General features: G+C 60.4%; 13 protein-coding genes. All 13 read left to right on the forward strand.

Annotated features, from left to right (window positions below; translation table 11 throughout):
- The first annotated feature begins 45 nt into the window (after positions 1–45).
- Positions 46–729: a helix-turn-helix domain-containing protein gene (locus tag ELH03_RS28570; protein ID WP_105009579.1), complete on the forward strand. Its 684-nt coding sequence runs from the start codon at positions 46–48 to the stop codon at positions 727–729.
- A gap of 88 nt (positions 730–817) precedes the next feature.
- A complete protein-coding gene (locus ELH03_RS28575; protein ID WP_128411919.1) occupies positions 818–1726 on the forward strand; it encodes a class II glutamine amidotransferase in 909 nt (302 codons plus the stop codon).
- A 38-nt stretch (positions 1727–1764) separates the two neighbouring features.
- The gene (locus ELH03_RS28580) at positions 1765–2451 is read left to right on the forward strand and encodes a GltB/FmdC/FwdC-like GXGXG domain-containing protein (RefSeq protein WP_128403638.1); all 687 of its coding nucleotides are present in this window, start codon (positions 1765–1767) and stop codon (positions 2449–2451) included.
- A gap of 14 nt (positions 2452–2465) precedes the next feature.
- The gene (locus tag ELH03_RS28585; RefSeq protein ID WP_003548137.1) at positions 2466–3794 is read left to right on the forward strand and encodes an FMN-binding glutamate synthase family protein; all 1329 of its coding nucleotides are present in this window, start codon (positions 2466–2468) and stop codon (positions 3792–3794) included.
- A gap of 80 nt (positions 3795–3874) precedes the next feature.
- On the forward strand, positions 3875–5182 hold the full coding sequence (glnT, locus tag ELH03_RS28590; RefSeq protein ID WP_130659732.1) for a type III glutamate--ammonia ligase: 1308 nt from the start codon (positions 3875–3877) through the stop codon (positions 5180–5182).
- Between the two features lie 200 nt (positions 5183–5382).
- Positions 5383–6267 (forward strand): formyltetrahydrofolate deformylase, encoded by an 885-nt coding sequence (purU, locus tag ELH03_RS28595; protein ID WP_105009575.1) that lies wholly within the window; start codon positions 5383–5385, stop codon positions 6265–6267.
- Between the two features lie 120 nt (positions 6268–6387).
- Entirely contained in the window at positions 6388–7521 is a 1134-nt protein-coding gene (locus ELH03_RS28600; RefSeq protein ID WP_130659730.1) for an aminomethyl transferase family protein, read from the forward strand.
- A gap of 11 nt (positions 7522–7532) precedes the next feature.
- A complete protein-coding gene (locus ELH03_RS28605; RefSeq protein WP_130659729.1) occupies positions 7533–8138 on the forward strand; it encodes a dimethylamine monooxygenase subunit DmmA family protein in 606 nt (201 codons plus the stop codon).
- Positions 8135–9100: a PDR/VanB family oxidoreductase gene (locus ELH03_RS28610; protein ID WP_130659728.1), complete on the forward strand. Its 966-nt coding sequence runs from the start codon at positions 8135–8137 to the stop codon at positions 9098–9100. The genes ELH03_RS28605 and ELH03_RS28610 overlap by 4 nt, the downstream gene beginning before the upstream one ends.
- A 31-nt stretch (positions 9101–9131) precedes the next feature.
- Positions 9132–10172 carry a heme-dependent oxidative N-demethylase family protein gene (locus ELH03_RS28615; RefSeq protein WP_130659727.1) on the forward strand — a complete coding sequence of 347 codons (1041 nt, stop codon included), beginning with the start codon at positions 9132–9134 and terminating at the stop codon, positions 10170–10172.
- Between the two features lie 51 nt (positions 10173–10223).
- On the forward strand, positions 10224–11561 hold the full coding sequence (locus tag ELH03_RS28620) for a trimethylamine monooxygenase (protein WP_128405551.1): 1338 nt from the start codon (positions 10224–10226) through the stop codon (positions 11559–11561).
- A 121-nt stretch (positions 11562–11682) separates the two neighbouring features.
- Positions 11683–12285 (forward strand): methyl-accepting chemotaxis protein, encoded by a 603-nt coding sequence (locus ELH03_RS38550; protein ID WP_018448673.1) that lies wholly within the window; start codon positions 11683–11685, stop codon positions 12283–12285.
- 209 nt (positions 12286–12494) lie between these two features.
- Positions 12495–13214 (forward strand): septum site-determining protein MinC, encoded by a 720-nt coding sequence (gene minC, locus ELH03_RS28630; protein WP_128412376.1) that lies wholly within the window; start codon positions 12495–12497, stop codon positions 13212–13214.
- Positions 13215–13216 lie beyond the last annotated feature (2 nt).

The raw sequence follows: 13216 nt of genomic DNA on the forward strand, positions 1-13216 counted from the left end.
ATAGGGTTGCCTTCAGACAAAAGAGAAGGCGGCAGTGGAAAACCCATGAAATCCAAGCGTGAAGCGGCAGAGCAACCGGAACAGGCGCATAGTGGACGCGCTCCCTTTTCCCAGGACCCGCACGCCGTTCGCGAGCCGAAGGAAAACAACCTCGAAATGGCGATCGGCCATGAGGTGCGCGCCTACCGCAAGAAACTCGGCATCACGGTCACCGATCTGGCGGCCGCGACCGGCATTTCACTCGGCATGCTGTCGAAGATCGAGAACGGCAACATCTCGCCGTCGCTGACGACGCTGCAATCGCTGTCGCGGGCGCTCGGCGTACCGCTGACCGCCTTTTTTCGCCGCTATGAGGAACCGCGCAATGCCGTCTTCGTCAAGGCGGGGCAGGGCATCGAGCTCGAACGGCGCGGCACGCGCGCCGGCCATCAATATAATCTGCTCGGCCATATCGACAACAATACCAGCGGCGTCATCGTCGAGCCCTATCTCATCACATTGACGGCCGATTCCGACACCTTCCCGACCTTCCAGCACGAGGGCATGGAATTTCTCTACATGCTCGAAGGCGTGGTCGTTTATCGCCATGGCGACCAGCTTTTCCAGATGGAGCCGGGCGACAGCCTGTTCTTCGATGCCGACGCGCCGCATGGGCCGGAGCAGTTGGTGAAACTCCCGAGCAAGTACCTTTCGATCATCACCTATCCTCAGCGGAGCTCGAAAGGCTGACTTGCCTTAAAAGAAAAAATCTTTCTTCCGAGTTGAAATCCCAAAACAGACCTGCTAGTCCTTTCTCAACACGAACGGAGGTCTGGTCATGTGCGGAATTGTGGGTCTCTTCCTCAAGGATAAAAGTCTCGAACCGGAGCTCGGCGCGCTCCTGTCGTCCATGCTGGTGACGATGACGGATCGGGGGCCGGACAGCGCCGGTATCGCGATCTATGGCGACGCCAGCGGCAGCAATGCCAAGATCACCATCCAGTCGGCCAATCCGAAGAAAGATTTCGCCGGCCTCGAGGCCGAGCTCGGCCAGGCGGTTGGCGCACCGGTCGCCATCCAGGTGAAGAGCACGCATGCCGTCATCACGCTTGCGAAGGATCTGCTCGACGCGGGCAAGGCAGCCGTCGCGGAACTGCGTCCGAACGTTCGCATCATGAGCAGCGGCGATGCCATCGAGATCTATAAGGAAACCGGCCTCCCGAAGGATGTCGTTTCCCGCTTCGCGGTCAATTCAATGGCCGGCACCCACGGCATCGGCCATACCCGCATGGCGACGGAATCGGCCGTCACGACGCTCGGCGCTCATCCTTTTTCCACCGGCTCCGACCAATGCCTGGTGCATAATGGCTCGCTCTCGAACCACAACAATCTGCGCCGCGAGCTGAAGCGCGAAGGCATGACCTTCGAAACGGAAAACGATACCGAGGTCGCCGCCGCCTATCTGACGGCAGAGATGGCCAAGGGCAAGAATCTCGGCCAGGCGCTGGAAGGCGCGGTGGATGACCTCGACGGCTTCTTCACCTTCGTCGTCGGTACGAAGTCCGGCTTCGGTGTCGTGCGCGACGCGATTGCCTGCAAGCCCGCTGTCATGGCCGAAACGGACCAGTATGTCGCATTCGGTTCGGAATACCGGGCGCTCGTCAATCTGCCCGGCATCGAGAATGCCCGGGTCTGGGAGCCGGAGCCTGCAACCGTCTATTTCTGGGATCACCAGAAGGTCGCTTGACCGGCACCTCATGCGCATTCTCCAAGGGTTATCGAAACATGCCTGTCATTGATCTCGCCACTACGCCGTTACGTGAACTCAACAGCGCCCTGCACAACATCCAGAACGGTTCGAACGATCTTTCCTTCGAAGTCGTCAATCCGCGCGGCAGCCATTCGGTTGCCGTCGGCATCGATACGCCCGTCACGGTCGACGTGAAGGGGTCCGTCGGCTATTATTGCGCCGGCATGAACGACGGCGGGACCGTCACCGTTCACGGTTCGGCAGGTCCGGGTGTTGCGGAAAACATGATGTCTGGAACAGTCGTCATCGAGGGCGATGCCAGCCAGTATGCCGGCGCAACCGGCCGCGGCGGCCTCCTTGTCATCAAGGGCAATGCGGCGTCACGCTGCGGCATCTCGATGAAGGGCATCGACATCGTCGTTCATGGCAATATAGGCCACATGTCCGCCTTCATGGGCCAGTCCGGCCACCTCGTGGTGCTCGGCGATGCCGGCGATGCGCTTGGGGATTCGCTCTACGAGGCGAAGCTCTTCGTGCGCGGTTCGGTCAAGAGCTTGGGTGCCGATTGCATCGAAAAGGAGCTGCGTCCAGAGCATCTGACGAAGCTGGCCGAACTTCTCGAAAAGGCGGGCGTGAGCGAAGTGAGGCCCGAGGAATTCAAGCGTTACGGCTCCGCCCGCAAGCTTTACAATTTCAATATCGACAACGCTGACGCATATTAAGGCGAGGGACCATCATGAGCTATCACAACCCCTATACCCCGCCGCGCAAGTCCGCGACCTTCGACGATTACACGCTGGCGGAAATCCGCCGTGCTGCGGCGACCGGCATTTACGACATCCGTGGCGCCGGCACCAAACGGAAGGTTCCGCATTTCGATGACTTGCTGTTTCTCGGCGCATCGATCTCGCGCTATCCGCTCGAAGGTTACCGCGAGAAGTGCGACACGTCAGTCGTCCTCGGCGCGCGCTTCGCCAAAAAGCCCATTCACCTGAAGACGCCGATCACCATTGCCGGCATGAGCTTCGGCGCCCTGTCCGGCAATGCCAAGGAAGCGCTCGGACGCGGCGCGACGATTGCCGGAACCTCCACCACGACAGGCGACGGCGGGATGACCGATGAAGAGCGCGGCCATTCACAGACGTTGGTCTACCAGTATCTGCCGTCGCGATACGGCATGAATCCCAAGGACCTGCGTCGCGCCGATGCGATCGAAGTGGTTGTTGGTCAAGGTGCCAAGCCCGGCGGCGGCGGCATGCTGCTCGGCCAGAAGATCTCCGATCGCGTCGCCAATATGCGCAATCTGCCGAAGGGCATCGATCAGCGCTCGGCCTGCCGCCATCCGGATTGGACTGGCCCGGACGACCTCGAAATCAAGATCCTGGAACTGCGCGAGATCACCGACTGGGAAAAACCGATCTATGTGAAGGTCGGGGGCGCGCGTCCCTATTACGACACAGCGCTCGCCGTGAAGGCCGGTGCCGACGTGGTGGTGCTCGATGGCATGCAGGGCGGAACCGCGGCGACGCAGGATGTCTTCATCGAGAATGTCGGCATGCCGACGCTCGCCTGCATCCGCCCCGCGGTCCAGGCGCTGCAAGATCTCGGCATGCATCGCAAGGTGCAATTGATCATCTCGGGCGGCATTCGTTCGGGCGCCGACGTAGCCAAGGCACTGGCGCTCGGTGCCGATGCCGTTGCCATCGGCACGGCGGCCCTCGTTGCGATCGGCGACAACGATCCGCACTGGGAAGAAGAATACCAAAAGCTCGGCACCACGGCCGGCGCCTACGACGACTGGCACGAGGGCAAAGACCCGGCTGGCATCACGACGCAAGACCCGGAACTGATGAAGCGCCTTGATCCGATCGCCGCCGGCCGCCGTCTCGCCAACTATCTGAAGGTTATGACGCTGGAAGCCCAGACCATCGCGCGCGCCTGCGGCAAGAACCACCTGCACAACCTGGAACCGGAAGATCTTTGCGCCCTGACGATGGAGGCGGCCGCCATGGCCCAGATCCCGCTCGCCGGCACAAACTGGTATCCCGGCAAGGGAGGCTACTGATTTCTACCGGCCGGGCAAACGTCCCGGCCGTCTCGCATCCATAACCAAAGTGTCTCCAAGAAATCCAAAGGGGAACGAGAATGACACTGGACCTTGCTGCTTTTGCCAGAGACAAAGGCATCAAATATTTCATGATCAGCTATACCGACCTGTTCGGCGGCCAACGCGCCAAGCTGGTCCCCGCGGAAGCCATCGCCGATATGCAGAAAGATGGCGCCGGCTTTGCGGGCTTTGCAACCTGGCTCGATTTGACGCCGGCTCATCCCGACCTGTTCGCGGTTCCCGATGCTTCCTCCGTCATCCAATTACCCTGGAAGAAAGACGTCGCATGGGTTGCTGCCGACTGCGTCATGGACGATCAGCCTGTCGAACAAGCACCGCGTGTGGTGCTGAAAAGACTGGTCGCTGAAGCTGCGAAAGAAGGGCTCCGGGTGAAAACCGGCGTGGAGCCCGAGTTCTTTCTTATCTCTGCGGACGGCTCGGTGATTTCTGACCAGTTCGATACAGCCGAGAAGCCTTGCTACGATCAGCAGGCCGTGATGCGTCGATATGATGTCATCGCCGAGATCTGCGACTACATGCTCGAGCTTGGCTGGAAGCCCTATCAGAACGACCACGAGGACGCGAACGGCCAGTTCGAGATGAACTGGGAATATGACGACGCTCTTCAGACGGCAGACAAGCACTCCTTCTTCAAGTTCATGGTCAAGTCGGTCGCCGAAAAGCACGGCCTTCGCGCCACCTTCATGCCGAAGCCCTTCAAAGGCCTGACCGGAAACGGGTGCCATGCCCACATCTCGGTCTGGGACATCGATGGCAAGGTAAACGCCTTCGCGGACAAGGAAATGGCCTTTGGGCTCTCCGCTCAGGGTAAAACCTTCCTCGGCGGCATCATGAAGCACGCCTCCGCGCTGGCCGCGATCACCAATCCGACGGTCAATTCCTACAAGCGCATCAACGCGCCGCGCACGACATCTGGCGCGACCTGGTCGCCGAACACCGTGACCTGGACGGGCAACAACCGCACCCACATGGTGCGCGTGCCGGGACCGGGACGTTTCGAGTTGCGCCTGCCGGACGGCGCGGTCAACCCATACCTGCTGCAGGCGATCATCATCGCCGCCGGCCTCGACGGCATCCGCAGCCAGGCCGATCCCGGCCGGCACTACGATATCGACATGTATGCCGAGGGGCATCTGGTGAAGGACGCGCCGCGCCTGCCGCTCAACCTGCTCGACGCGCTGCGTGCCTATGATGCCGACGAGGGCTTGAAGGAAGCGATCGGGGCTGAGTTTTCCGCCGCCTATCTCAAGCTCAAGCATCAGGAATGGAATGCCTACTGCTCGCATTTCACCCAGTGGGAACGCGACAGTACGCTCGACATCTGAGTGGCTGGACGCCTCTGGCGCATAACCCCGAAAATCGGAATCGATTTTCGGAAAGGATTATGCGCAGATTCAAAGTGATAGAGCGTCCTTGGCGCGTCTGAAAGACGCGCGGCGCTCTATAGACACGCTGACCCGCCGGGGCGAACAGGCTCCGGCGTTATCAGGCCCCCTGCACTTGATATGGCGAAGAAAGTGACAGCATGAAGAACTTCGTACTCACCGTATCCTGCAAATCGACGCGCGGCATCGTCGCGGCGATTTCGAGCTATCTGGCCGACAAGGGCTGCAACATCATCGACAGCTCGCAGTTCGACGATCTCGATACCGGCAAGTTCTTCATGCGCGTCAGCTTCATTTCGGAAGAGGGTCTTTCGGGCGCCGATATCGACACCGGTTTTGCAGCCGTCGCCGCTCCTTTCGAAATGGATTACGATTTTCACGACAGCGAGAAGCGCATGAAGGTGCTGCTGATGGTGTCGCGCTTCGGCCACTGTCTCAACGACCTGCTCTACCGCTGGAAGATCGGCGCGCTGCCGATCGATATCGTCGGCGTCGTCTCCAACCATTTCGACTACCAGAAGGTCGTGGTCAACCACGACATTCCCTTCCACCATATTCCGGTCACCAAGGCCAACAAGGCGCAGGCCGAGGCCCATATCATGGAAGTGGCCGAGCAGACCGGCACGGAACTGATCGTACTCGCCCGCTACATGCAGATCCTGTCGGACGAGATGTGCCAGAAAATGTCCGGCCGGATCATCAACATCCACCATTCCTTCCTGCCAAGCTTCAAGGGCGCCAACCCTTACAAGCAGGCCTACGGCCGCGGCGTGAAGCTGATCGGGGCAACTGCGCATTACGTCACCGCCGATCTCGACGAAGGCCCGATCATCGAGCAGGATACGGCGCGCATCACCCATGCGCAGTCCCCCGACGATTACGTCTCGATCGGCCGCGACGTCGAAAGCCAGGTGCTGGCGCGTGCCATCCACGCCCATATCCACCACCGCACCTTCATCAATGGCAATCGTACCGTGGTCTTTCCGGCAAGCCCCGGCAGCTACGCCTCCGAACGCATGGGTTAGAGACGGGCTGGGGGACGGCAAAAGTTTGGGAAATGCATGTCGGGCGGGGTTGCCACGGCGCGAAAGACTTATATAGTCAGGAAATAAATATTCCGTAGAGGAAACAAAAGGGAACGGACAATGGCTTTATCATGGCGTTTCTCCGTCTTGGCGGATCGGCATCGCGCTCTGGGATCGAAGCTCGAGGACTGGAGCGGCATGGGCACCGCCTGGACCTACGACAAGGACATGTCTGAAGAGCATGTCGCCGTCCGCACCAAGGCCGGCATCATGGATGTCTCAGGCCTGAAGAAGGTGCACCTGGTCGGCCCGCACGCCATCGCCGTGCTTGACTCCATCACCACCCGCGACCTGACGAAGATCTACCCCGGCCGGTCGGTCTACGCGACCATGCTGAACGACCGCGGCCATTTCACCGACGACTGCATCGTCTATCGCACCGGCCCGAATTCCTGGATGCTCGTGCATGGCTCCGGCTCCGGCCACGAGGAACTCGTCAAGCAGGCGGCGGGCCGCAATTGCGCCGTGCTCTTCGACGATGACCTGCACGACCTGTCGCTGCAGGGTCCGATCGCGGTCGACTATCTCGCCAAATATGTCCCCGGCATCCGCGACCTCAAATATTTCCACCACATGCAGACGACGCTGTTCGGCGCACCGGTGATGATCTCGCGTACCGGCTATACCGGCGAACGCGGCTACGAGATCTTCGTACGCGGCCAGGACGCCGTCATGGTCTGGGACAGGATCGTCGAGGAAGGCAAGGAAATGGGCATCATCCCCTGCTGCTTCTCCGTTCTCGACATGCTGCGGGTCGAAAGCTACCTGCTCTTCTACCCCTACGACAATTCGCAGATGTATCCCTTCGCCGATCAGCCGCCCGGCGACAGCCTCTGGGAACTTGGCCTCGACTTCACCGTCAGTCCCGGCAAGACGGGCTTCCGTGGCGCCGAGGAACATGCTCGGCTCAAGGGTAAGGAACGCTTCAAGATCTTCGGCATGCTGATCGATGCCGACGGGCCGGCCGATCTCGGCGACGAAGTCTTTGCCGACGGCAAAAAGGTCGGCGTCATCACCTGCCCGAGCTATTCGTCGCTGACGAAGAAATCCATGGCGATTGCCCGTCTGGACGTTGACAAGGCGGTGCATGGGACGAAACTCGAAGTCCGCGGCAAGACCGTGAAGGCAGGCGCCACCGCCCACACGCTTCCTTTCGACGATCCGGAGAAGAAGAAGAGGACCGCCGTAGGTTAAGGAGCACGCGAATGCTCGTTGCAGGCATCAAAAGCCGACCAGTCTACACAGGCTTAACCATCCAGCCGCGCGCCCGGCGGCACATTTTCGCGCTCGAAGGGGAGGGCGCCAAGGCTCTGCTCGATCAGCAGCCGGCGCTTGACGAAACGGCGCTTTCCCGCAGCGAAATCCTCTATGTCGCCCGCGGCTCGCAGGGTACCGGCCTGGACGAGGCGCTGCGCCGCCTCGGCGCCGACATGTTCTTCACGGCCCCAACGATCGCAACGCTGCTCTTCCGATTGAAGGGTTCGCTTGCCACGGCCCATATGGGCACGCGGCTTTATCTATCGGGCACGGAAGGCTTCATCGGCCAGGCAATGCTGGTGGCGCTCGATTACGGCATGGACTATGCCTCCGTCATCACCGAGCATCGCGGCTCGCTGGCCCGGCGTGTGCAATGCGTCCACTGCAAGGGCGTCACCGACGACGTCACCACCAGCCCCTTTGCCTGCAGCCATTGCGGGCTGACGCTTTTGGTGCGCGACCATTATTCGCGCCGGCTCGCTGCCTTCCAGGGCGTCAATATCGACGCCGAAGAACCGGGCAGCGCGCCTGATCCGGAGGAGTTGTTCCTTTGAGCGGTGGCACTGAAATTCCTGTCCGCGTGACGCGGATCACGCCGATCGCCGAGCGCGTCAAGCGCTTCCGTTTCGAGCGCCTTGACGGCAAGGCGATGCCTTATTTCTCCGGCGGCGCCCACGTCATCGTTTTGATGAACGATGGCGGCCATATGCGCCGCAACGCTTATTCGCTGATGTCGCCGCCGCATGATTGCGCAGCCTATGAGATCAGCGTGCTGCACGTCGAGGATTCGCGCGGCGGCTCCACCTTCATGCATGAGAAGCTCAGCGAAGGCGACGAGCTGAAGGTCAGCTATCCCGTCAACCTCTTCCAGCCGGACTGGCGCGGGCGCAAGCACCTTCTGATCGCCGGCGGCATCGGCATTACCCCCTTCATTGCGATGATGGAGCAGTTTTCCCGCGAGGGCGCCAATTTCGAGCTGCATTATGCCATCCGCACGCGCGACCGCGGTGCCTATTGGCAGCAACTTGTCGAGCGCTATGGCGGACATCGCATCAAGATCTACTGCGATGCCGAAGGCGGCGCCATCCCCCTGACGCGCCTGCTCGGCACCCAGCCGCTCGGCACGCATCTTTATGTCTGCGGCCCATCCGGCATGATCGACGGCGTGCTGAAGGCGGGACTGGACGCCGGCTGGCCGGAGCAGAACCTGCATTCGGAACGGTTCCTGTCGTCGCTGCCCGGCAAGCCCTTCGCGATCGAGCTCCTGCGGTCCGGCAAGACCGTGAAGGTCGGCCATCACGAAAGCATGCTGGAGGCGATCGAGGCGGCGGGCGTCGACGCGCCCTTCCTCTGTCGCGGCGGCGCCTGCGGTCAATGCGAGACCGGGGTCGTCACCTGCGACGGCAAGCTGCTGCACCATGACGTCTATTTGACGAGCGACGAAAAAGCATCCGGCCGCAAGGTGATGATCTGCGTTTCCCGCTTCGAGGGAAACACGCTGCATCTTGATCTCTAGCGGCATCGGAAGCGGAACAAGGAGACCGGACATGGCAATCGTCTTCAAGCAGGAAACCTTCCGGAACGATTTCAGCTATCGTAATAGCCTCGAGAACATCCGGCGTTTCCCGTTTCCCTTCGACCGCGACGAATACATGTATTCGGTCAACATGGAGCCGCATGTGCACGGTCGGGCGGGAACGGTCTACGAAAGCCTGATCGACGTCGACGAGCATTACGTCGCGGAGATGCACGACCGGGCGCTGGTCCTGAAGGAAGATCCGCTACGCTATCAGGCCCTGCCGCATATGATGAGCGCGCAGTGGGACACGCTCGAACTTTTGATGGAAGAGCAGGCGGCAGGGTACCCCGACCATTTCACGCTGATCCGCAACGGCGACCAGTGGCGCTGGATCAACCGCCCGCTCGGCATCGACGACAGCTTCACCTTCGGCGATGCTTCGACGCTGCCCTATGAGCCCTTCGAATATATCACCCGCCAGGCCCAGGGCGATTTCTGCATCGTCGACCAGCGCGACAGCAATCTCTGGATGGATGCCGGCATGGTGACGACTCAGGCCGACTGGTCGCTCGATTTCGATATCGGCATGAACTTCATGGAATGGCACGGGCCGGTGCCGCTCGCCCACCAGATCGGCGTCTTCGACAGGGCGCTGAAATTCCTCCTGAACCTGCAGCAGGGCAAGCCGACACGGCGCTTCAACTGGACGATGACGATCAATCCGCGGCTCGACACCAGCCCCGAGAATTATCACAAATGGGGTCCTGACCGCACGACGGTGACGCCGGAGAATGTCGGCGAGAAGGTGCATCTGCGTGTCGAATTGCAGAGCCTCTGGCGCCTGCCGCGCTCGAACGCCATCCTCTTCGTCATCCGCTGCTACCTGATGAACATGGAAGAGCTCGTCACCGTGCCGAAATGGGCGCGCCGCTTTCCGCGCGTGCTGAAAACGCTGCCGCCCGAGCTTATCGACTACAAGGGCCTCACCCGCTTCCGCGAGACGACGATCGACTGGCTTTCCAAATATGACGATGGGGCGCCGACCAGCCCCGGCATCTATCCGGACTGAGGCGCAGCGAATGTGCGAGATAATGCGATATAATCAAGAGGGGAATGCTTCATGACAAGAGTAGCCGTCATCGGTGCCGGTCCTTCCGGGCTGGCGCAGCTGCGCGCCTTTCAATCGGCTGCCCAGAAGGGCGCCGAAATCCCGGAGATCGTCTGCTTCGAAAAGCAGTCGGATTGGGGCGGGCTCTGGAACTATACCTGGCGCACCGGGCTCGACGAATATGGAGAGCCGGTCCATGGCAGCATGTATCGCTACCTCTGGTCGAACGGCCCGAAGGAATGCCTCGAATTCGCCGATTATTCCTTCGAGGAGCATTTCGGCAAGCCGATCGCCTCCTATCCGCCGCGCGCCGTGCTCTGGGATTACATCAAGGGCCGCGTCGAGAAGGCGAACGTCCGCCACTGGGTGCGCTTCAGCACGCCGGTGCGCATGGTCCGCTTCGACGAAGCGACGAAGAAATTCACGGTCACGGCGCATAACCGCATCGAGGACCGGATGTATGACGAGGAATTCGATTACGTCGTCGTGGCATCAGGTCATTTCTCGACGCCGAACGTGCCCTATTTCGAGGGCGTGAAGACCTTCAACGGCCGCGTGCTGCATGCCCATGATTTCCGCGACGCGCTGGAGTTCAAGGGCAAGGATATTCTGCTCGTCGGCCGCAGCTATTCGGCCGAGGACATCGGCTCGCAATGCTGGAAATACGGCGCAAAATCGGTGACGACGAGCTACCGCTCGAAGCCGATGGGCTTCAAATGGCCGGAGAATTTCGAGGAGCGGCCGCTGCTGACCAAGCTCGAAAACCGCACGGCGCATTTCCTCGACGGCTCGACCAAGGAAGTCGATGCCGTGATCCTCTGCACTGGATACCAGCACCATTTCCCCTTCCTGCCCGACGATCTCCGGCTGAAGACGGCCAACCGCCTCTGGGCCGACAGCCTCTACAAGGGGGTGATCTTCGACAAGAACCCGCAGCTTTTCTATATCGGCATGCAGGACCAGTTCTATACCTTCAACATGTTCGACGTGCAGGCCTGGTGGGCGCGCGACGTGATGATGGGCCGCATCACCCTGCCATCCGAAGAGGAGCTGAAAGCCAATTTCGACATGTGGCGCGCCCGCGAGGAAACGCTCGAGGATGCCGAGCAGATGATCTGGTACCAGGGCGACTATGTGAAGGAATTGCTTGCCGAAACCGATTATCCGAGCTTTGACATCGAGGGCACCAACCAGACCTTCATGGAGTGGGAACATCACAAGGCCCATAACATCATGGGCTTCCGCGACCATGCCTACCGGTCGCTGATGACCGGCAACATGTCGCCGACGCACCACACGCCCTGGGTCGAGGCGCTCGACGATTCCATGGAGGAATATCTGCGCAACTGATGAGGCGGACCTGCATTGCCGGAGGAGGGTGTTCGTGCTCTCTTCCGGCATTGTGACGTGCGCCTTTTTAAATGAGACGACATAAATCCATCTGCAACTCTTCTCTTCGGATGTGGCCTTCATGGATTTTCAAACGAGCATTCTCGGGCGCATGAGCGGTTTTCTCTATCGCTGCCGCGCCGACGAAAACTACACGATGCTTGAGATGACCAACGGCATCGAGCGCATCTTCGGTTATCCGGCCGACGAGATCATCGGCAATCGCACGCGGACCTTCACCTCGATCATGTACGAGGAAGACGTGCCGCTGATGGACGAGATCGTCGGACGGGCGCTGGAGAGGCGCACAGACTGGACGATGGAATACCGCATCCGTCACGCCATGGGCCATCTCATCTGGGTCACCGAGACGGGCGGCGGCATCTGGGACGAGAAGGGTGAACTTCTCTATCTCGAAGGCAGCATCATCAATATCGAATCACTCTATCAGCGAATCGATGACCAGACCGCCGATATGCGCGTCACCGCCTCGAAGACCAATGAGATCCTGCAATCGCTGCGTTACCTGAAGCTGCTCGCCGTCAATGCCGGCATAGAGGCCGCCCGCGCCGGCACGGCCGGATCGGGCTTTGCCGTGCTTGCCGCCGAAATGCGCACGCTCGCCAACTCCTCCGAAGAGGCCGCACGCGCCATTTCCAACGCACAACGCAAGGCGGAAGGCTGAGCGTTACCCAAGCAGCGGCAGATTGGCAGCTCACGTTTGAAGCCGCATCATTAACCGTTCAGTGCTTCCAGAGATTGCAACGCTTTTCCAATGACTTGCGGTAATCCTGCGTTTGAAGAATCTGCTGTGATTATGGGTAATGTTAAGGCCGCGTTAACTTTTTGTTAACCATAGCAGCGGTAGACATGGTCAACGATTTCTTCACATAGATGACCAAAGTGCTAACAGACGCTCGCTCTATCCGCATCAAGGGCCGCTCTTTCCTCGCGGTCATGCTGTCCCCGGATCTTCCGATCGATGATTGGTTGATAAGGCTGGACGATCTGGCCGCGCGTTCGGCCGGCTTCTTCCTCGGACGGCCTGTCGTGCTCGACCTGACGGACCTGCAAATCGACCGGCCGCAACTAAAGGACCTGATTGCCGAACTTGCCAAGCGCAATGTCAGCATCATGGGCATCGAGGGCGCGCGGCCTTCGATCCTCGGATCCGGCATGCCGCCCGCACTCAAAGGCGGTCGGTCGGTTTCCGATATCGAGGTTCAGGCAAAGGAGCCTGTCGATCCGCCCGGTAAACCGGCAGTGGCAGAGACCCGCCCGGCAATGCAATCGATCGTCATCAGGGAGCCTGTGCGCTCGGGGCAATCGGTGATCTTTCCGGAAGGCGACGTCACCGTCATCGGTTCGGTCGCCTCGGGTGCCGAGGTCATCGCCGGCGGGTCCGTCCATATCTATGGCACCTTGCGTGGCCGAGCCATGGCGGGATCCATCGGGAACGCATCGGCGCGGATCTTTTGCCGCAAGCTCGAGGCCGAGCTGGTCGCAATCGACGGCATCTACAAAATGGCGGAAGACATGGCCCCCAATCTTCGCGGACAGGCTGTTCAGCTCTGGCTCGAAGACGACGCGATCATGGCAGAGAAACTGATCTGACG

Origin of the sequence: Rhizobium beringeri (assembly GCF_004306515.1) — a bacterium.
In the GTDB taxonomy this organism is placed as follows: domain Bacteria; phylum Pseudomonadota; class Alphaproteobacteria; order Rhizobiales; family Rhizobiaceae; genus Rhizobium; species Rhizobium beringeri.